The organism is Brucella sp. NBRC 12953 (assembly GCF_040369775.1).
GTDB classification, from domain to species: domain Bacteria; phylum Pseudomonadota; class Alphaproteobacteria; order Rhizobiales; family Rhizobiaceae; genus Brucella; species Brucella pseudogrignonensis.
Genome location: NZ_BAABSV010000002.1, coordinates 15,572 through 35,866, shown reverse-complemented (window position 1 = coordinate 35,866; position 20,295 = coordinate 15,572). Strand labels below are relative to the sequence as shown.

Sequence of the window (20,295 nt, the reverse complement as noted above, 5' to 3'; positions counted from 1 at the left end):
CACACTCCTTATTCGGCTGGCTGCATTGTGGCGCCAGCAGCAGGCCGGGCACCGCCCATAGGGGCTTCTTTGCGCAGGTTGCCGCGAATGGTCTGGTAGACGTTCCATGCCATGACCAGTCCACCGGCGAGGTAAAGCAGACCGCCTGCAGTACGGATCACGTAGTAAGGGAACATGGCGAGCACGGTTTCGGCGAAGGAATAGACGAGGAAACCCTGGTCGTCGTATTCGCGCCACATCAGACCCTGCTGGATACCTGCAACCCACATGGCGGCGGCGTAGAGCACGATGCCAAGTGTTGCGAGCCAGAAGTGCCAGTTGACCATGCGGATCGAGTAGAGGCGTTCACGGTCCCACAGCTTCGGTGTGAGGTAGTAAACGGCCGCAAAGGTAATCATGCCGTTCCAGCCCAGCGCACCCGCATGAACGTGACCAATGGTCCAGTCAGTGTAGTGGGAGAGCGAGTTGACTGCCTTGATCGACAGCATCGGACCTTCAAAGGTCGCCATGCCGTAGAAGGCAATAGCTGCAACCATCAGACGGATGATTGGATCGGTACGAACCTTGTCCCATGCGCCAGAAAGCGTCATCAGACCGTTGATCATGCCACCCCACGAAGGCATCCAGAGCATGATCGAGAACACCATGCCGAGCGTCTGTGCCCAATCGGGAACAGCGGTATAATGAAGATGGTGTGGGCCAGCCCAGATGTAGAGGAAGATGATCGACCAGAAGTGCACGATCGACAGGCGGTAGGAATAAACCGGACGCTCTGCCTGCTTGGGCACGAAGTAATACATCATCGCAAGGAATGGCACGGTCAGGAAGAACGCAACCGCATTATGTCCATACCACCACTGGGTCACGGCATCCTGCACGCCTGCGAAAGCCGAATAGCTCTTCACGCCGAGGAACGATACCGGGATCGCCAGATTGTTGATGATGTGCAACATGGCGATTGTGATGATGAAGGACAGGTAGAACCAGTTTGCCACATAGATATGCGGCTCTTTGCGCTTCAATACCGTGCCGAGGAAGACGATGAGATAGGCGACCCAGACGATGGTGAGCCAGATATCGACATACCATTCCGGTTCAGCATATTCGCGGCTTTGGGTAATCCCAAGCAGATAGCCGGTTGCAGCCATCACGATGAAAAGCTGATATCCCCAGAACACGAACCAGGCCAGATCGCCACCGATCAGGCGCGCGCGACAGGTGCGCTGCACGACATAGAACGACGAAGCGATCAGGATATTGCCGCCGAATGCAAAAACAACCGCTGAAGTGTGCAGCGGGCGCAGACGACCGAAGTTCAGATAGGGTTCAAAGTTGAGATCGGGGAAGGCAAGCTGGGCTGCGATAACCACACCGACCAGAAAGCCAACCACACCCCAGAAGACCGTTGCGATCACGCCGTAGCGGATCGGTCCGTCCATGTAAGTGGACTGATCGACCTTCTTTGGCGCAAGGCCGTAATCGGCATTGCGCATCAGCAAGATGGTGAAGATGGCGAGTGTAGCGAACAGAATCCACATATGGGTTCTGAACAACTCATCATGAGAAAATCCGGCCAGAAGCACAGCAAAAAGTGCTCCCAGACCAGACAGGACTGTTCCAGCGGCGTAGTTCATTTAATCCCCTCGCAGCGCAAGTCAGAAGCTGTCTGAGTAACGACAGCTATAGCGATGCCTTTCTATCGGCTCTCTACGAGAGGGTGTCATTGATCTAAATCAAAGAGCTCTAATCGGACCTGAGACGAATTGGGAGTTTTCCGGGAAATCAGGCGATGTCAGTTTCCGGCACCAGATGGATCAGAACGTCCACTTTGCTGATCTTGTAGCCAGCAGGCGGAGCGGGCAGCGGGCCAATGCCGATATCGTCTGTTGCAATGTCGATGATCTGGTCTTCGTCGTGGATGTAGAAATGTGCGTGGTCGCCAGTATCCGTATCGAAATAGGTACGTTCGCCATGCAAGCTTATCTTGCGGATAAGGCCCGCATCGGAAAATTGATTGAGCGTGTTGTAAACCGTTGCAACGGATAGCTTTTCGCCTAGCAGTAATGCTTCTTCATTCAGCATATCCGGGGTCACGTGCCGGTGTTTCTCAGTGAAAAGCATACATCCTAACGCAATACGCTGACGGGTCGGGCGTAACCCGGCCCGTCTTAAAATCGCTTTGACTGCTGTTGTCTGCTGCTTGGCCCATTCCTTGTCAGAACGAGGGACGGTTTCTGGCAAGAGCTGCGCGGCTTTAGGCCCAGATCGAGGATTAAACAGCATGAACAGTCTCGGCTTCTTTAATCAAAAGCTATGTCTGAAATCTGAATGAATATTCTGACCTTAATTGCAAGTGATTTGCAGTTGCATAATACGCCGAAAGCCTGCCCCGTCAACCTACACAGGCAGGAATTTATGTCGCAGCCTGAGCTGGGATGATGAGGAGGGCGCGCAATCCACCTTCAGAACGATTATGAAGCTGCACTTCACCGCCCATACGCGTTGCCGCCATCTTCACGATGGCCAGACCCAGGCCGCTGCCATTTTCGCTTCTATTGGCACCGCGATAAAAGCGCTCGGTCACATAAGCCATGTCTTCCGGCGGAATGCCGGGGCCATCATCCTCGACAGTGAAGATGACCTGATCATCGGCCTTTTCGAGACTGCATCGCACAGACCCGCCTTGAGGCGAATGATTGACGGCATTCTCGATCAGGTTGCGCATGGCAAGCGTGAAGAGATGCGGATATTGCATCGTCACAAGCGGCAGATTGCCGGGCAGCTCGATCTTCACGCCCCGATGTGCGGCAAGCATACGCATGTCGGTCGAGATCGAAACAAGCAGCTGACAGGCTGGCTCCGGCGATGGTGGCTCCATTTCATCACCAGTCTCAAGGGCTGCAAGGTCCAGCAGCTGATTGACGAGACGGCTAGTGCGATCAACACCCGATGCAATTTGGCGTACTGCATTGAGGCGCATGGCGTCGTCTTTGGCACCCTCGGCGATCTGTGCCTGTGTCTTGAGGCCCGCAAGCGGCGTCTTCAATTCGTGCGCTGCAAAGATTGCAAAATTGCGCTCGCGTTCGCGGGCTTCTTCCACACGATGGAACAGATCATTCAAAGCCGAGACCACCGGGCTGATTTCGGACGGCAACTTCTCTTCTGAAAGCGGGCGCAAATCTCGCGCGTCGCGTTTGGATAAAGTGCCGGCGAGACTGCTCAACGGATCAAGCCCGCGACGGACGCAAAGCCAGATCAGGATAGCAAGAATTGGAAGCAGGAGCAGGGCAGGCAGCACCACACCCGTCACCACGTTTTGCACAAGCCGCTCTCGCACTGATAGGCTGTCGCCCACCATCACACGCAGCCCGAGCTTTGTATTTTCAACCGCAAACACCCGCCAGCGGTCCCCAGCAACAACTGTATCTGAAAAGCCATTGGCCACATCGGTCAGGCGTTCACCCGGTGCGCTTTCGGACCGTCCAACAAGTCTGCCGTCGATTGCCCAGATCTGGCAGAAAAGCTGGCGATCATAATGGGGAAAATCATCCATCGGCTTGAGTGAAAGCTGTCCGCCGTCGCCATCGGGATTAACCTCAACGCGCCGCTCGATCAAAAGCGAATTGACCATACGAGCCGCTTCCATGAGGCGCGCATCCAGCACTTTTTCAAGTCGCGATTGGGTACTCACATGAATCCAGATAACGGCGAACAACCAGACAAGACAGGTGATGCCGATCAATATACCAGTCAGGCGACTGCGAATGGAGTTCATGCCTGCTCCCTCGCAAGCCGGTAGCCGACACCGCGCACTGTCTCGATGAAGCCTGAACCAAGCTTGGATCGCAGATGATGGATATGCACCTCGACCGCGTTGCTTTCGACTTCTTCCTGCCAGCCATAAAGCGCTTCTTCAAGCGATGACTTGGAGATTGTCGCCGTTGGACGTTCCATTAAGCTACGCAATATCGAAAACTCACGGCGGGTCAGGCGGAGCGGCTCGCCCTTGAACTGCACCGACATTTCAGCCGGATCAAGCTCCACGCCCTGCCATTCAAGCGTGCTACTTGCGCGCCCTGTGCCGCGCCGAGCAATGGCACGCACACGCGCTGCGAGCTCATGGAGATCAAACGGCTTGCCAACATAATCGTCAGCCCCGGCATCAAGTCCTGCGATACGTTCCGGTACCTGATCGCGCGCGGTCAGCAACAGAACTGGCGTATCATCGCGGGCTTGTCGCATGGATTTCAGAATGTCGAGACCGGAGCCATCCGGCAGCATGAGATCAAGCACAACCGCGTTGTAATTCTGGGCAGCAAGGGCGGCCTCGGCATCTCCACAGTTTGCAACGGCATCCACGGTGAATCCGGCTAATCCCAGCCCCACGGAAAGCCCGTCGAGCAGGATTGTATCGTCTTCAACCACCAGAATGCGCATGTGTCTTCCTGTTTCCGCCTTGTTTCATCTGTAAGCGGCTTCTCGCTTTGCCAGCTTAAGGCTGCCTTAAGGTGACGACAGCATTTGCTTTTTACAACCTAAACTATTTTGCACGAATCAAATTACCCGGAATAACCCGAATGCGCTTTTTCGCGATACTTGCTGCTTTTCTTATGTTTGCTCTTTCACCTGCGCTGGCTGCAAACCCGCTGCCGGTCGATGATGCTTTTCGTCTAAGTGTTGTGAAGGATGGCGACAACCAGCTCCTGCTTAACTGGCAGATTTCCGACGGCTATTATCTCTATCGCGATCATATCGAAGCCAAAGATGCGAAAGGCGCAGCGCTCACCGTTGATACGCAACCGGGTATCGCCAAGGATGATCCGAATTTCGGACGGCTAGAAGTTTATTACACGCGAGCAAGTGCCAGTGTTCCGGCGGGTAGCGAACCCATTCAGCTGACCTATCAGGGGTGTCAGGAAGACGGTATCTGCTATCGTCCTGAAACCCGCACAATTGATCCGATAACGCTCGCCGTCAGCTCTCAGATGGGCAAAGCGTTTACGAACGGCTCCGTGTTCACCGCCGCATCAGCTCCTGCGGCTGAGAGCAAAGCTTTCGCGCTCGCCCCCGAAAAAGGCATGATCGAAAATCTTCTCGATCAGGGCGGTTCGGCACTGGTGATTGCAGCTTTCCTTGCTTTCGGTGTGCTGCTGGCCTTCACACCTTGCGTGTTTCCAATCTATCCGATTGTCGCAGGAACGCTGGCGCGGGAAGGCGAAAAACTGACGGCGAAACGCGGCTTCGTGCTTTCCAGTACTTATGTGTTCAGCCTCGCACTCGGGTTTGCTGTCGTCGGTGCAATTGCTGGCTGGTCAGCCCAGAATTTGCAAATGGTGCTGCAATCCAAATGGATGGCGCTTGCACTGGCTGGCATCTTCACATTGCTTGCTCTGTCGATGTTCGGCCTGTTCCAGCTACAGCTCCCATCCTCATGGGTCAGTGCAATCTCGGCTAAAACCGGCCAACGCACCGGTTCCAAGCGCTCTGCTGCAATCCTCGGCTTTTCCTCGGTGCTGATTGTCGGGCCATGTGTGACTGCACCTCTTGCTGGTGCGCTGCTCTATATCGCACAGACAGCCAACGTAGCACTCGGAGCCAGCGCGCTCTTCGCGCTTGGCATCGGTAAAGGTCTGCCGTTGATTGCTTTTGCGACGCTCGGTGCTGGCACCTTGCCGCGTGCAGGCGCGTGGATGGAGGCGGTCAAGCAGGTATTCGGCTTTGGTTTTCTCGCAACCGCGATTTTCATGGCTGCACCCTTGCTGCCATCGGGCGTGGATATGGTTTTATGGGCTTTGCTGCTGTTTGGTGTGGCGAGCTTCGCTTTCCTCAAAATCCCGGATCGCAGCGTGGTTGCGCGCACGATTGGTACTGCCGCCTTCGTTTATGGCGTTATTCTGATGCTCGGCGTTGCTTCGGGTGGTCGTGATCCATTGCAACCGCTGGCGGCATTGGTTAACCGTGACGTTAACCATAATTTGGCCGAGCTGCGATTCGCGCCGGTCGAATCGGTTTCTGCCCTTCAGGAAAAGCTGGATGCGGCGCGCGGCGATCAGCCGACGCTGGTCTATTTCACGGCAGATTGGTGCGTCAGCTGTTCCACTGTGGAGCGGCGCGTCCTGCCGGATGCAGGCGTGAAGAAAGCGCTGGGCGGATATCAGCTTATCAAGGCCGATGTCTCGGACCTGAATGCGGGCAATGCCGATCTCATGGCAAAGCTCAAAGTTGCAGGCCCGCCGACCATGGTTTTCTTTAACAATGCCAGCAAGGAACCTGAAGGTACACGCTTGGTTGGCGACGTTTCGTCGGCAACAATTGAACGTTCGGTCGGACTCATTAACGCCGGCCAGAAGCAAGGCTTTTAGGATTGATCATGGCTCGGGGACATTGGGGTTGGGGAAATTGACGACATATAATCAAATTGCAAAGGCAGCGCCGTCTCTGGCGCGGCTGATATTGATTGGCCTTATGCCTTTGGCAGTTGCGGCCTGTACTACGACATCCGACAGGCCTGTCGTTGTTAACATGCCCGAACCAGCGGTCGTCGCACCTGAGCCAGTGGCTGTTGCACCTGTCGTTGAGCCTCTACCGGAGCCGGAAGTTCAGACGGCAAAGAGCGAATATGAAGTGATGTACGGTGCTGTCACCGACGGCGGCAATCACATTGCAGCACTCGATCTCAGTAAAATTGCCGAACGCAATCTTCGCAAGCAGGTAAATTATCAGACCAGCCACCCGGTCGGCACAATCATTGTCGATCCCTATACGCGCTATCTTTATCTGGTGCAGCCCGGTGGCAAGGCCATGCGCTATTCCGTTGGCGTGGGTCGTGCTGGCCTGACCTTCAGCGGCGAGGCGCAGGTTGCTTACAAGGCGCAATGGCCACGCTGGACACCAACGCAGAATATGATCAAGCGCAATCCTGATCATTATGCGAAATACGCCAATGGTCTGGAAGGCGGCATTCGCAATCCGCTCGGCGCGCGTGCGCTCTATCTTTATCGCGATGGCAAGGACACGCTTTATCGCATCCATGGCACCAACGAACCCTGGTCAATCGGCAAGGCTGCTTCGTCGGGCTGTATCCGTCTTTTCAATCAGGACATTCTCGATCTTCATAAACGCGTATCCAGTGGAAGCCGCGTTGTGGTCCTGAGCAAGACTCAATCTGCACAAGGAGAAAGCTGATGATGAACCGCCGCCAGATGCTCGCTACAACTGTAGCCGGTGCCGCAACGATTGCCATTTCTGGCGGCGAGAGCTTCGCCCAGCGTGTGCCGACAGTGGCCGATGTCCTTTATGACAAGGAAATCCCGGTCCTTGGTAATCCTAACGGCAACGTCACCATTGTTGAATATTTCGACTATCAGTGCCCTTACTGCAAAAAGGGCCATGCTGAGCTGATGAGCGTTGTCGAGAAAGACGGCAATGTGCGTCTGGTGCTCAAAGACTGGATCATTTTTGGTGACAATTCGGCCTATCCGGCGCGTCTGGTGCTGGCGGCAGAAAAGTCGGGAAATTATGTCAAGGCTATGGAAGCCATGATGCTGACGCCCGGTCGTCTGACCAAAGACCAGACCGATGCGGCCTTGAAGAAGGGTGGCCTTGATCCGAAGAAGCTTGAGGCCGATTACAAGGTGGATGCTGCGCGGATCGACGGCATTCTTGCGCGCAACATGGAGCAGGGCGAAGCGTTCAATTTTGGCGGTACGCCGTCCTTCGTTATCGGCACCCGGCTTTACGGAGGCGTGATGAACGAGCGGAGCCTGATCGACGCGATCAAGGAAGCGCGGAAGGCTTAAAGCGGTCGCAAAATTTGAAAGCAAGCAGCGGAGTGTTGTCAGTCTTGTTAAGCGTTAGCTTTCCTTCATAGTAAGAAGGATAACGGACATGAACCTGATGACACGCACGCTGACAAGCAACAATGACACTGATGAAAGCCGCTGGCTAAAAGTGCTGGCGCGCGACAAGGCATCAGATGGCGAATTCGTTTACGCTGTACGCACGACGGGCGTTTATTGCCGTCCATCATGTCCATCGCGGCGTGGTAAACGCGAAAATGTTCAGTTCTTTATGGTTGCCGAAGATGCAGAGCGGGCTGGCTTTCGCCCTTGTATGCGGTGCAAGCCGCATGTCGATGTAACGCTTGATGCGCAAAACAGTGCGCGCTATGCCGATATGGTTTCCGCCGCTTGCCGCTTCATCGAGAATGCCGATGAAGTTCCTGCACTGGAAGACATTGCGCGAGCCGCAGGGGCAAGTCCCGCGCATTTCCATCGCATTTTCAAAAGCTTCACAGGTCTCACGCCTAAAGCCTATGCTGATGCGCATCGTGCAGAGAAAATGCGCGCCGCCCTTAAATCCAGTGATAGCCGCGTGACGGATGCAATCTACGAAGCGGGTTACAATTCTTCCAGCCGCTTCTATGAAGCCTCAGATAAGATACTCGGCATGAAGCCAAAGGCTTTTAAATCTGGCGGTGAAAACGAAACCATCCGCTTTGCCATCGGACAATCCACACTTGGCGCCGTTCTGGTAGCGGAGAGCGGCAAGGGGGTCTGCGCCATTCTGATGGGCGATGATCCGCAGGAGCTGATTATCGATCTGGAAAAGCGGTTTCCGAAAGCGCAGCTCGTCGGTGCTGATCGCGACTTCGAGGATCACATTGCTCAGGTGATCGGCTTTGTTGAAAACCCAGGCATCGGATTCGATCTGCCGCTTGATTTGAGAGGCACCGCTTTCCAGCAGCGTGTCTGGCAAGCCTTGCGCGAAATCCCGCTTGGCAAAACTGTAAGCTATAGCGAACTCGCCGAGAGGATTGGTTTGCCAAAATCCACCAGAGCTGTGGCGCAAGCATGTGGTGCCAACAAGATTGCTGTTGCAGTTCCCTGCCATCGCGTTGTGCGCAATGATGGTGGCTTGTCCGGTTATCGCTGGGGCGTTGAACGCAAGCGGGATCTGATCGAAAGAGAGCGCCAGTCATGAAGGAGAAACTGGCCTCTTACGACTGGCAGAAAATTGCAGATGAGCTGGATCAGTTCGGCACCGCAACATTGGACCAGCTCTTTTCCAAAGATCAATGCAGTGAGATCGTCAGTCTTTATGACGCGTCTGACGCCTTTCGCTCGACGATTTCAATGGCAAGACATGGTTTTGGGCGTGGTGAGTACAAGTATTTCGCCAACCCGCTGCCTGAAGTCATCGGGGCATCCCGCAATGAATTGTATGGACGGTTAAGTCCGATAGCCAATCGCTGGAGCGAACGTCTGAGAAGCGGGATGGAATATCCATCGAACCATGATGAGTATCTCGCAATGTGTCACGCTGCCGGGCAAACGCGCCCGACGCCACTGATCCTGCAATATGTCGAGGGTGATTATAATTGCCTGCATCAGGATCTTTACGGCGATCTGGCTTTTCCGCTTCAGGTGGCCGTGCTGTTGTCGCAGCCGGGCGAGGATTTTACGGGCGGTGAATTTGTGCTCACAGAACAGCGTCCGCGTATGCAAAGTAGGGCCGAAGTTGTGCCTTTAAGGCGGGGAGATGCTGTGATTTTTGCGGTAAACGACAGGCCAATTTGTGGTACGCGTGGCGATTATAAGGCGAAAATGCGGCACGGCGTCAGTCGTTTGCGCTCCGGCAAGCGTCATACGCTGGGCATTATATTTCACGATGCACGATAAGGGGTTGCAACGTTTCAGTTGATGGCTTCTGATCGCAGCACAAGATCAAAGGAGTCGGAAATGAGCGTGACCATATACGGTATCAAAGCCTGTGACACCATGAAGAAGGCACGCAGCTGGCTTGACGATCATGGCATTGATTATGCCTTTCACGATTACAAGAAGGAAGGCTTGGACGCTGCAACAATCGACCGCTTTCTCAAGGACATAGAGTGGGAAAAGCTGCTCAATCGTGCGGGCACAACCTTCCGCAAACTGCCTGAAGAAGAGCGTCAGAATGTTGACGCTGAAAAGGCCCGGGCTCTGATGCTGGCGCAGCCTTCCATGGTCAAACGTCCCGTTCTCGAAAAAGATGGAAAGTTGACCGTCGGCTTCAAGCCCGATCAATACCAGACGTTTTTCCAAGCTTGAGCATTGCTGTCGTTGCCATAGATTGACTGGTTCAAACTGACAGTTAGCAGGGCACTCAATCCATGCATAAGCGGATAGACAAGGTTCTTCAGCAATGGTCGGTCAGTTGGCGCGATGCGCTGATTGCCTCTATTGGTGGCGCGGTGGCTTGGCTTATCTGTCAGTGGATGCTTGGTCAGCCGCGCCCCGTTTTCGCAATGGTTACGGCCGTTATCTGCCTTGCGCCCAATCTCCCCAATCACGGAAAACAAGCGATTGGCGTCATTACCGGCGTGACAACCGGCGTTGTGGTTGGCGAGCTTTCCCTGCTACTTCCGGAAACAATCCCGGTCCTGCATATGAGCGTTGTCACCTGCATTGCCATGGTGCTTGCAACAACCTTTGGTCTGGCTCCGGCAATCGCCATTCAGTCGGGCGTTTCCGCAATTCTGGTTCTGGCTATGGGGCCGCAGGTTGCCGGTATGACGCGCCTCATCGATGTTCTCGTGGGTGCGGGTGTCGGGCTCCTTTTCAGTCAGATACTGGCGACACCCGATCCGGTAAGGCTCATCGACAGGGCTGTGCGTGGTCTGGTCGACAATATCCTGAAAGGCCTGAAACAGTCCGCGATTGCACTTGAAAAACAGGATGTTGTTCACGCACAAAGCGCCATCAACCAGTTCACGCAAGCACAACGCGCGGTCAATGCGCTGGGTGATGGCATAGCGCTCGCGCGATCCAATGCGCGCTGGTCGTTGCGTGGAAGGCTCGTCGCGCGCGAAGTCAGTGAAATGGCAGGCCGCTATGATCGTCGTGGCATCCGGCTTTATGCATCGGCACTGTTGTTTGGTGAAGCACTCGGCAATGCTCTGCGTAAAAAGGAAGCCTCGCCGCCGGAATGGATTGCACAGTCATTGCAATCGGTCATCCATAATTGCAATCTGGATGAAGGCGAGACGCCGGAACGCTTGCCTCCGGTGCCGCAGGATATTGATTTCAGCTGGCGTGATACGGCTTTCCGCCTGCAGTCCGTGAATGAAACGCTGTTACATTTTCTGCATTCGGCCCAGCCTGACAGTGTGCCTGTACGGATGCCAAAGCCAAATGCAGATGTGCCAACGGTATGACTTCCGCATTTAGCCATAATCCAACCAGATTGAAGCGGGTTCAAATGCCGGAAAGTTGAACTGAATTCGAGTGATTGATCCCATCAGAAAAATTCAATTGTATGCGTTCGCGCGAAGCGTATTTTCCCCGCCATGAATAAGACACTCCCCCAGACCTATCCGCACCAGATTGCACTCCGTTATGCCTTTGGCGGTTTCCTCGCCATGATTACGGCGATGGGTATTGGTCGCTTCATTTATACGCCAATCCTACCCGGCATGATGTCGGATGTGGGCTTTAATGCCGCTGATGCGGGGTTCATCGCATCGGCCAACTATGTTGGCTATCTGCTTGGGGCAGTTGTTGGTGGCTATGGCTGGTCTGCGGGGATTGAACGCTTGAGCGTGCTTGTGGGGCTGATTATCAGTGCCGTGCTTTGCGCGCTCATGGCGGTGGTCGATGGTGTATGGCTGTTCTCAATCATTCGCTTTGCGGCAGGTTTTATCAGTGCTGTCACCATGATCCTCGCAACTGCAATCGTGCTGAGCCATATTACGGCTGCAGAGCGGGCAGGGCTCGGTGCATTGCACTTCGGCGGTGTTGGGGCAGGCATTGCACTGTCTGCGGTCCTGGTGGCGGTCATTCGACTGTCAGGTCTCGGCTGGAAAGCAGACTGGATTGGCGCTGCTGTTTTGAGCGTGATCATGGCCGTTTTTGTGGCCTATCTCGTGAAGGAAGGGCCGGTTGGCGGCACGAATGGGAAGCGTGAGCCCGCATTGCCAAACAGCTTCGCTTTCAACGCAATTGCACTGGCCTATGGCATTTTCGGCTTTGGCTATGTGATTACGGCGACATTCATCATTGCCATCGTACGTTCCAATGACGGCGGGCCGCTGATGGAAGCGGCGGTCTGGGTCATAACCGGGTTATGTGCGGCGCCGTCAATCTGGCTTTTGTCGCCTGCCATCAGAAAGTTCGGGTTGTTCTCCGCCTTTGCACTCACTGCCGTATTGGAAGCGATTGGCGTTGCCGCAAGTGTGGTGTTGCCTGCACCTTTTGGCCCGCTGATTGGTGGTGCATTGCTGGGTTTGACGTTTATGGCGCTGACCGCCTTCGGTCTTCAGGCTGCGCGCGTTCTTGCACCGCATTCGCCAAAGCGCGCGCTGGGGCGCATGACAGTCTGCTTCAGTTTAGGCCAGATTGCAGGGCCACTGGTTGCAGGCTTCATGGCGCAACATTCCGGCTCGTTTACCCTGCCAAGTCTGATCGCCGCTTTTGCATTGATTGTCACGGCTGTCATAGGGCTTGCTGCGGGCAAGGCTGCCAAGTAACCGGAAACCTTACAAAAATTTAACTGGTAAAGAATGGGGGACAGGCATTTCATAAATGCAGAATTGCATTTTTGGATTTCCCCCGATGTTCGTATCGTTTTTTCCGCGCCCCAAACTGTTTTTTTCGTCGGCACTTCTCTGGACACTTCTGGCTGTGATTGGCTGGTATGATGGGGGAAGCAATCTTGGACGATTCATAGGCCTGCCGCCTGCAGCAACAGATGCGGCGCCAATCATCGGCGCGAGTGTCTTCTGGTCCGCACCATTTTTGTGGTTCTACATTTATTTCGCAGTTGCTGTGTTTGCGTTCTACGCTTTCTGGAGCGCATTCTCACCGCATCGCTGGCAGCGCTGGTCTGTCCTTGGTTCAGCATTGATCCTGTTTACGACCTATTTCGGCGTTCAGGTCAGTGTCGCGATCAATGCCTGGTATGGACCTTTCTACGATATGGTGCAGAAAGGATTGAGCACACCTGGCGCCGTTTCCGCTGCGGATTTCTATTGGGGTGCAGTGGATTTCGCCGGGATCGCTTTTCTTGCCATAACAGTCGGCGTGGTCAGCTTGTTCTTTGTCAGCCATTATATCTTCCGCTGGCGAACCGCTATGAATGATTATTACATGCTTCACTGGCAGAAGCTGCGCCACATCGAAGGTGCTGCGCAGCGTGTGCAGGAAGATACGATGCGCTTTTCTTCCACGCTGGAACAGCTCGGCGTCAGCCTTGTAAAGTCGATCATGACGCTGATTGCCTTCTTGCCGGTGCTGTTCACTTTCTCCGAAAAGGTCAGCGAACTTCCAATAGTTGGCGTAATTCCTCATGCGCTGGTCTGGGCCGCAATCGTTTGGGCAATCTTTGGAACCGGCTTTCTCGCGCTTGTTGGTATCAAGTTACCCGGGCTGGAGTTCAACAATCAGCGGGTAGAAGCAGCCTATCGTAAGGAACTGGTTTATGGCGAAGATCATGCCGATCGCGCTGAGCCTGTTACAATGCGCGAGCTTTTCACAAACGTTCGCCACAACTATTTCCGGCTTTATTTCCACTATGTCTATTTCAACGTGGCGCGTATTTTCTATCTGCAGGCGGACAATATTTTTCCGCTTCTGCTGTTAATACCGTCAATTGTTGCAGGTAAGCTGACGCTCGGTTTGATGAGCCAGATTTCCAATGTATTTGATCAGGTGCGCGGCTCTTTCCAGTATCTCGTCAATTCATGGACGACGATTATTGAGCTTCTATCGATCTATAAGCGTCTGCGCAGCTTTGAAGCTGCTATCGATGGCGGTCCGCTACCTGTTCTGGATCAGGAAAATCTGGGGCTGTCGGCATGAGGTCGACAGCAAAAAGTCGTTCTATGATCTGTTTTGAACAGCGTGGTTGTTAGGCATATCGATGCTGTTGAGATAGTCATTATAGGTCGTGCATTTTACATCCGGCTTGTTGCAGACCTCAGAAACGAGACGTTCCATGGCCCGCCAGTAGGCGCCATCATTCATCAGTACGAAATGAAAGCCGAGCTGTAGAGGAATGCGTTCACCATCATATTGCTTGTCGAATGCCGTGCGGAAAGCCTTATAGGCGCGGTCTTCAAATTCGGCTGATTGGGCGGGTGCTTCCTTGCCCTTGGAATGGCGGACGTAGAGATTGTAATCCATGCCAACAATAAGCCGCTGCGATGGTCCCTCCGGGATCAGCGGCAAGCCAAAAGACGCGAACTGTCCGGTTATCTGCGGCAACTCTGGTCCGCGGGTGATGGACGATGCCTGATAGCGAAAACCATTGGCTTTCAATGCATCCTGAACTGGCTTGGATGCGGCAAGATAGGGTGCGCGGAAGCCGTTTATGCCATTGCGGGCTAGCTCCTGCCAGCCCTCGGGCTCGCCTTCAATGCCGTTATTCTTGTAAGCATCGGCAGTAATGCGACGGAATTCCTTGATTTCCTTGTCCCAGTCAGCGGTTGACCAGTCGGTGCCGTCAAAGTGTCCGCAGCCGTGACTTGCGATTTCGTTGCCCTCAAGATGCGCCTGCCAGATATTGCCAAGACGAGCCACAACCTCATCGTGACTGAGTGCAAAGCCGACATTGGATGCACCAGCACGTTTATGTGGGGGCTGATAGTCGCGCCGGTCTTTCTTGGTCATCAGGAAGACGCAGGAGAGAAAATAGGTGAAATGCGCGTTGTTGTTTTTCGCCAGTTCCCGCGAGCGTGTCCAGAGCTTGTTATCATGCGCGCCATCAAACGAAATCAGCACATATTGCGGCTTCGTTGTCTGGGCGATTGTGGGGCTTGCAGCAAGTGCGGAAGCAATAAGCACGGCGGGAGTGATGAGGCGCATGGGGGAATGAACGCAATCTGACTGGAAAAGTTGCCTGTTAGTCACAAAATATGGCGAAGCTCAGACAGAAATGCATATTGTTTCTATCACAGGTCTTACATATGGCGCGAATTCCGACTAAAAGCGCCAGAACATACAAATTAAGATCAACGAATTTTCGAGCGCGGCTCCACAAGTGCTGCACTCCAATAAAAACGGCAGGTCCATGGCAGACGACAGTTTCATTCGCGAGGTAAACGAGGAACTCCGTTCGGAACGGGCAAAACAGGTTTGGAAAAACTTCGGCCCACTGCTGATCGGCGGTGCGGTTGCGGTTGTTATCGGCACCGCTGCCTGGGTTGGTTATCAGCACTGGACCGATAGCAAAGCTTCTGCTTCCGGTGACAAGTTCCTGGCAGCACTTGATCTCGCCGCTTCCGGGAAGAACGATGAAGCCATTGCAGCGCTCGATGATCTGGAAAAGACCGGTTACGGTTCTTATCCGGTTCTGGCACGTATGCGTGCGGCCTCTGTTCAGGCTGCAAAGGGTGACGCGGCTGCAGCGGTTGCCGCATTTGACGCGGTCGCTGCAGATAATGCAGTGCCGTCACCGATGCGCGATGTCGCTCGCTTGCGCGCAGCCTATCTGCTCGTTGATTCTGGTTCTTATGATGATGTCGCAAAGCGCGTTGAAACGCTTTCGGCAGATGGCAATCCAATGCGTTCCGGCGCGCGTGAAGCGCTGGGCCTTGCTGCTTGGAAGGCAGAGCGTTTCGACGATGCTGCCAAGCTTTATCAGCAGATTGCCAATGACAATCTGGCGCCGGCAAATATCCGCCAGCGCGCCAATACAATGCTTGATCTCATGCGCGGCGCTGGCGTTACTGTGCCAGAAGCTCAACAGGGCTAATCCGCGTTTATCTTCGGAGTAATACGAACCTATGGGTTTCACTCTCGCCATCGTCGGGCGTCCCAATGTCGGCAAGTCCACACTGTTTAATCGCCTCGTCGGCCGCAAGCTGGCGCTGGTCGATGACTTGCCGGGCGTTACGCGCGACCGGCGCATCCATGATGCAAAGCTTTACGATCTGAAGTTTCAGGTGATCGATACGGCTGGCCTTGAAGAAGCTGCAAACGACAGTCTGGAAGCGCGTATGCGCGCGCAGACCGAAGCGGCCATTCAGGAAGCCGACGCGATCCTGTTTGTGATCGATGCTAAAGCTGGCATTACACCAACCGATGCGATTTTCGCTGAAGTTGTACGTCGTTCAGGCCGTCCGGTCGTTCTGGTTGCCAACAAGTCGGAAGCTCGCGGCGCGCAGTCGGGTCTTTATGATGCTTTCCAGCTTGGTCTTGGTGAGCCGTGCCCGATTTCTGCTGAACATGGTCAGGGTATGCCTGACCTTCGCGATGCTATCGTCGAACTTCTGGGTGAAGAACGCGTCTTTGCCGATGAGAAGGAAGAGGAAGCTGCTGACGAAGTCTTTACACCAAAGGCTGTTGGCGAGCTGATCGGCGACGATATTGAAGACCCGGATGAAGAAGAAATTCCGGCTTACGACGCTACCAAGCCTCTGCGCATTGCCATTGTCGGACGTCCGAATGCGGGCAAGTCCACGATGATCAACACGATGCTCGGCGAAGACCGTCTTCTGACCGGTCCGGAAGCTGGCATCACGCGCGATTCCATTTCGGTTGATTGGGAATGGCGTGGCCGTAAGATCAAGCTTTACGACACGGCTGGTTTGCGCCGCAAATCGCGTGTTCAGGAAAAGCTTGAAAAGCTTTCCGTTGCCGATGGCCTGCGCGCTATTCGCTTTGCCGAAGTGGTTATCATCGTTCTCGATGCGACGATCCCGTTTGAAAAGCAGGATCTGCAGATCGCCGATCTTATTATCCGCGAAGGCCGCGCGCCTATCATCGCGTTTAACAAGTGGGATTTGATCGAAGACCGCCAGATGGTTCTGGCTGATCTTTACGAAAAGACTGCGCGTCTGCTGCCGCAGGTGCGTGGTATTCGCGCTGTGCCGATTTCCGGTGAACGCGGTCAGGGCCTCGACAAGCTTATGGAAAACCTTGTCGCTACCCACGAAATCTGGAACCGTCGTATTTCGACAGGTCGCCTCAATCGCTGGCTTGCGGGCGTTATTGCGCATCAGCCACCTCCGGCTGTTTCTGGTCGTCGCCTGAAGGTCAAGTATATGACGCAGGTGAAGACCCGCCCGCCGGGCTTCGTTGTGAATTGCTCGCGCCCGGATGCAATGCCACAATCCTATGTGCGCTATCTGGTGAACGGCTTGCGTGAGACATTCGAAATGCCCGGCGTGCCGATCCGCTTGTCACTGACAACATCGGAAAATCCGTTTGCCGGTCGCGCAAAGAAGAAGAGATAAGCAAAAGCCCGGTCGCAAAACCGGGCTTTTATTTTAGCTGCGCTTACGTGTAGCAAGCCCTGCTGATGCGATGCCAAGCATGCATAGAATCGCAATGCCAAGTGAAACATTGGTTGCGGCATTAAGCGGTGTCCCATCGCCTGCACTCATTAAAGTTCCGGCAATTGCCGATGTGATCGAGAAGGCGATGAGCTGCGTGGTGGTAATCGCCGCTGCTGCCTTGCCGCCTTCGGCGGGGTCGTTGGTACTGCTCATGGCTGCAACGCCGAGCAGTGGCCAGGAGATGCCAATTCCGAGACCGGCCACGCCGAGCGCTATCGTCCATAGCAGCACTGTCGCCGTGGATGCATGATCGATGAGGAGCAGGCTGTAGGTGATAAGGCCAACTGCCAACAGCAAAGGTCCGAGACGAATGGCACGGCGGCGGGTCACTTCTGAATTGATCGATACGGCAAAAAGCTGTGCGATCACCCAGGCGAGTGACAGAACGGCACCCAATAGCCCTGCCAATAGAGGGCTGAGACCGGCGAGTTGCTGGCTGAACAAGGGGATAAAGTTTTCGAGCATGACGCCAGCGCTCAATGCTGCGACGGTCAGGTAAGTCCATTTCAACGAATTGCCCGGCAGATAGGTTATGCGCGGGAGGATGGTGTTTGTGGCACCGCGTTCAATCGATACGAAGACGATAAGCAAAAGAATGCCGATGCCGACAGCAATCAATGTTGGTAAGCCGATTGGCAGAATAGAGCTGATGCTAATTGCGATAATTGCCAGCAACAGAGGGATAAGTGAAGCAAATGGCACGGGCGCGCGATAGCCGCTGGCCTTTGACTGTTTGAAGGAGCCACGGGCAATGATGGCCAGCAGAAGTGCGGCCGCTGCCAGTGCGGCATAGGCCCATCGCCACAAACCAAATTCTGCAAACAAGCCACCCAATGACGGGCCGAACAGCGTGCCAAGCCCCCACATTGCGGAAACAACACCTGTCGCACGCGCCCAGAGCTTTTCAGGAAGGGCAGACCGGATCACAGCATAGCCGAGACCAGCGAGCAGACCACCGCCCAGCCCCTGAACAACGCGGGCCGCAATCAGCAATTCCATTGTAGGGCTGATCGCAGCACCAATCGCTCCGAGAGCAAAGATCGTGAAGGCGATAACATAGGCAGATGCGGCACCCTTCCAGTCAAGTACACGACTTACGAAAAGCGATGCAACAATGGCTGCAATGACGAAGGCAGTTGTGACCCACGCATAATAATTTTGCCCACCAATATCCATAACAATGGAAGGCATCAGCGCTGCCGTGAAATAAAGATTCATTGCATAGAGCAGAATGCCACCCGCCATGACGGAAACAACGGCCAGATGCCGACCTGAAAACAGATCAGCCCAGTTGGCTGAAGACGCGTCGAGGCTCCCGGCCTCATGTGAGAGTCCAGTCATTTTAGTTCTCCATAGTGTAGAGCTTGAGTTAGTTTTCTGGGTGTACGCCCTGAGACAGAACGAGCGTCAGCAATGACACGGTGAGCACGATCAGAGGTGCAATCGCCTGGTCGTATTCGGCATGAAAAAGCGTCGTGAGACTGGCTGCTGCCATGACAAAACTGCCTATTGCAGCACCCAGTTTTCGTGTGGCTGGGTTGATCAACAATGCTGCGGCCGCCAGTTCCAGAGTAGCGGTTATATAGTGAAACCAGTCCGGATAGCCCCAGCGGGCATAGGAGGCCGCGTTCTGGGGTGAAAGCAAAAAATTGCCATAAGCGCCGAACACAAAAAATGCAGCCAGCAAAAAAGCAAGGCCAGTGGTGAAGACGGAGCGGATAGTCATGTTGCGAATTCTCAGATTGGGCGCGACAAAACCCGTCGCCCGAACTGGTATTTTCGGGCGTGACATTTCGTCTGTACTGCTGTTTTAGGTGCATCTGCCGAGGCAGAATGATATATTAGAGTCGTCACTCTATTTATGTTCGACCTGGTGTCAAGCGTAATTAGAATGATTGATCTATTTATGGAGATATGAATGGTTCGCACCGTCAATCCTGAAAAGCACGAAGAAAAGCGGCTGGAAATTCTGGAAGCTGCACATCGCTGTTTTCTGCGCGAAGGGTTGCAGGGTGCGTCCATTGCAAAAATCTGCAAGGAGGCAGAAATCAGCCCCGGCCATCTCTACCACTACTTCTCCAGTAAGGAGGAAATCGTGGAGCAAATGGCAGATGAATATCTGCGTAAGTTGCATGGAGATTTTGCAAGCCACCCGGAAGGGCAAGACACTGCCACCGTGTTGCTGTCAGAACTCTGGGGCATGAGCGGTTGGGGTGAGGTCGATCATTGCCGCATTCTGTTCGAGCTGTTGTCTGAGGCGGGCCGAAGCGAGCGTATCAGGGAAATTCTGCGCAACAATACGGCCAGCATTCGCAGAATGCTGACTGATACCTTGAAAGCAGGGCAGGCTCGCGGTGAAGTCGATCCATCGCTGGATGTAGGGCATACGAGTGCGATGCTAATTGCGGTGCTGGATGCAGCACCCATGCTGCCATTGATGGTGCCGGATGTGAGCTTTGAGGAGAGCCGCAAGCTGTTGACCACGATGATCACACGTTTCCTGCGGCCTCAATAATCTACTCTATCAGGGATGCAACTGTGCGCCCTTGATCGCTTTGTCGATGTCTTTCTTGGGGCCATGAAGAGCGAGACCTACCAGATCCGGTGTATCGGCATTTTCGGCACGGAAGACTTCGCGATTGGCAGCATCGTGGCCGGTTGCAAACATCGCACGGACATAGGCTGCACGCGTTAAATCCCGTTGCAGGGATTGCTGCCATGCGCGTTGAAGAATTTCGAGTGATGCCGAGAAAACGACCACCGGCTGACTGAACAGACGGGCATGTTCCCGCCCGAGCGCATCCACATAAGGCTCGCCGATGCCATTTGGAACTGCACCGGCAATACCAGAGGCCAGAAAAGCCGTGACATTGAGTTTCTGCCACATTTGCAGATCGCTTTGCACCAGAATGGCAATTTTTGTATCGAAAATCATGGGATGCTCCCTTTAAAAGACGCATCCCGAAAAGTGTGAAATT

General features: G+C 54.3%; 20 protein-coding genes. 12 read left to right on the top strand and 8 right to left on the bottom strand.

What is annotated here, in order from left to right:
* Window positions 1–8: 8 nt before the first annotated feature.
* The 4 genes from ccoN to ABWV94_RS04100 all read right to left on the bottom strand — a co-directional run bounded on the left by ccoN (window position 9) and on the right by ABWV94_RS04100 (window position 4,437).
* Window positions 9–1,634 carry a cytochrome-c oxidase, cbb3-type subunit I gene (gene ccoN / locus ABWV94_RS04115; RefSeq protein WP_113495967.1) on the bottom strand — a complete coding sequence of 542 codons (1,626 nt, stop codon included), beginning with the start codon at window positions 1,632–1,634 and terminating at the stop codon, window positions 9–11.
* A 148-nt stretch (window positions 1,635–1,782) separates the two neighbouring features.
* Window positions 1,783–2,283 (bottom strand): iron response transcriptional regulator IrrA, encoded by a 501-nt coding sequence (gene irrA, locus ABWV94_RS04110; RefSeq protein ID WP_313027166.1) that lies wholly within the window; start codon window positions 2,281–2,283, stop codon window positions 1,783–1,785.
* Window positions 2,284–2,413: 130 nt separating this feature from the next.
* Window positions 2,414–3,775, bottom strand: coding sequence for an ATP-binding protein (locus tag ABWV94_RS04105; protein WP_112808073.1), 1,362 nt, complete (start codon window positions 3,773–3,775; stop codon window positions 2,414–2,416).
* A complete protein-coding gene (locus tag ABWV94_RS04100; protein WP_113495966.1) occupies window positions 3,772–4,437 on the bottom strand; it encodes a response regulator in 666 nt (221 codons plus the stop codon). The genes ABWV94_RS04105 and ABWV94_RS04100 overlap by 4 nt, the downstream gene beginning before the upstream one ends.
* Window positions 4,438–4,577: 140 nt before the next feature.
* On the opposite strand from ABWV94_RS04100, the gene dsbD reads away from it, so the two are divergent.
* The 9 genes from dsbD (at window position 4,578) to sbmA (ending at window position 13,838) form a co-directional block, all read left to right on the top strand.
* Window positions 4,578–6,362 (top strand): protein-disulfide reductase DsbD, encoded by a 1,785-nt coding sequence (gene dsbD / locus ABWV94_RS04095; protein WP_113495965.1) that lies wholly within the window; start codon window positions 4,578–4,580, stop codon window positions 6,360–6,362.
* A 37-nt stretch (window positions 6,363–6,399) separates the two neighbouring features.
* The gene (locus ABWV94_RS04090; protein ID WP_079211528.1) at window positions 6,400–7,185 is read left to right on the top strand and encodes a L,D-transpeptidase; all 786 of its coding nucleotides are present in this window, start codon (window positions 6,400–6,402) and stop codon (window positions 7,183–7,185) included.
* Window positions 7,185–7,799 carry a DsbA family protein gene (locus ABWV94_RS04085; RefSeq protein ID WP_113495964.1) on the top strand — a complete coding sequence of 205 codons (615 nt, stop codon included), beginning with the start codon at window positions 7,185–7,187 and terminating at the stop codon, window positions 7,797–7,799. Before ABWV94_RS04090 ends, ABWV94_RS04085 begins: the two co-directional genes overlap by 1 nt.
* Window positions 7,800–7,887: 88 nt before the next feature.
* A complete protein-coding gene (gene ada, locus ABWV94_RS04080; protein ID WP_105518192.1) occupies window positions 7,888–8,982 on the top strand; it encodes a bifunctional DNA-binding transcriptional regulator/O6-methylguanine-DNA methyltransferase Ada in 1,095 nt (364 codons plus the stop codon).
* Window positions 8,979–9,680, top strand: coding sequence for a 2OG-Fe(II) oxygenase (locus ABWV94_RS04075; protein WP_113495963.1), 702 nt, complete (start codon window positions 8,979–8,981; stop codon window positions 9,678–9,680). Before ada ends, ABWV94_RS04075 begins: the two co-directional genes overlap by 4 nt.
* 60 nt (window positions 9,681–9,740) lie before the next feature.
* The gene (locus ABWV94_RS04070) at window positions 9,741–10,091 is read left to right on the top strand and encodes an ArsC family reductase (RefSeq protein WP_007873622.1); all 351 of its coding nucleotides are present in this window, start codon (window positions 9,741–9,743) and stop codon (window positions 10,089–10,091) included.
* 62 nt (window positions 10,092–10,153) lie between these two features.
* Complete coding sequence (locus tag ABWV94_RS04065) at window positions 10,154–11,197, top strand: FUSC family protein (protein ID WP_113495962.1); 1,044 nt, start codon at window positions 10,154–10,156, stop codon at window positions 11,195–11,197.
* A gap of 132 nt (window positions 11,198–11,329) precedes the next feature.
* On the top strand, window positions 11,330–12,508 hold the full coding sequence (locus ABWV94_RS04060; protein WP_353412676.1) for a YbfB/YjiJ family MFS transporter: 1,179 nt from the start codon (window positions 11,330–11,332) through the stop codon (window positions 12,506–12,508).
* A gap of 85 nt (window positions 12,509–12,593) precedes the next feature.
* Window positions 12,594–13,838, top strand: coding sequence for a peptide antibiotic transporter SbmA (sbmA, locus tag ABWV94_RS04055; RefSeq protein ID WP_064320213.1), 1,245 nt, complete (start codon window positions 12,594–12,596; stop codon window positions 13,836–13,838).
* A 21-nt stretch (window positions 13,839–13,859) separates the two neighbouring features.
* Here the strand turns inward: sbmA and ABWV94_RS04050 are convergent, their stop codons facing one another.
* Window positions 13,860–14,843: a polysaccharide deacetylase family protein gene (locus tag ABWV94_RS04050; protein WP_112813772.1), complete on the bottom strand. Its 984-nt coding sequence runs from the start codon at window positions 14,841–14,843 to the stop codon at window positions 13,860–13,862.
* Between the two features lie 205 nt (window positions 14,844–15,048).
* Between ABWV94_RS04050 and ABWV94_RS04045 the strand changes: the two genes are divergently transcribed.
* Together ABWV94_RS04045 and der are read left to right on the top strand one after the other, a co-directional pair.
* The gene (locus ABWV94_RS04045; RefSeq protein ID WP_094543528.1) at window positions 15,049–15,732 is read left to right on the top strand and encodes a tetratricopeptide repeat protein; all 684 of its coding nucleotides are present in this window, start codon (window positions 15,049–15,051) and stop codon (window positions 15,730–15,732) included.
* Window positions 15,733–15,763: 31 nt separating this feature from the next.
* Window positions 15,764–17,215, top strand: coding sequence for a ribosome biogenesis GTPase Der (gene der / locus ABWV94_RS04040; RefSeq protein ID WP_113495961.1), 1,452 nt, complete (start codon window positions 15,764–15,766; stop codon window positions 17,213–17,215).
* 33 nt (window positions 17,216–17,248) lie between these two features.
* Here the strand turns inward: der and ABWV94_RS04035 are convergent, their stop codons facing one another.
* The gene (locus ABWV94_RS04035) at window positions 17,249–18,658 is read right to left on the bottom strand and encodes an MFS transporter (RefSeq protein ID WP_215776044.1); all 1,410 of its coding nucleotides are present in this window, start codon (window positions 18,656–18,658) and stop codon (window positions 17,249–17,251) included.
* A gap of 28 nt (window positions 18,659–18,686) precedes the next feature.
* Window positions 18,687–19,043, bottom strand: a complete 357-nt coding sequence (locus ABWV94_RS04030; RefSeq protein ID WP_105518197.1) for a DoxX family protein — start codon at window positions 19,041–19,043, stop codon at window positions 18,687–18,689.
* A gap of 192 nt (window positions 19,044–19,235) precedes the next feature.
* Between ABWV94_RS04030 and ABWV94_RS04025 the strand changes: the two genes are divergently transcribed.
* Window positions 19,236–19,832 (top strand): TetR/AcrR family transcriptional regulator, encoded by a 597-nt coding sequence (locus ABWV94_RS04025; RefSeq protein WP_113495960.1) that lies wholly within the window; start codon window positions 19,236–19,238, stop codon window positions 19,830–19,832.
* A gap of 9 nt (window positions 19,833–19,841) precedes the next feature.
* Here the strand turns inward: ABWV94_RS04025 and ABWV94_RS04020 are convergent, their stop codons facing one another.
* Window positions 19,842–20,252, bottom strand: coding sequence for a DUF2000 domain-containing protein (locus tag ABWV94_RS04020; protein WP_079211537.1), 411 nt, complete (start codon window positions 20,250–20,252; stop codon window positions 19,842–19,844).
* Window positions 20,253–20,295: the final 43 nt, after the last annotated feature.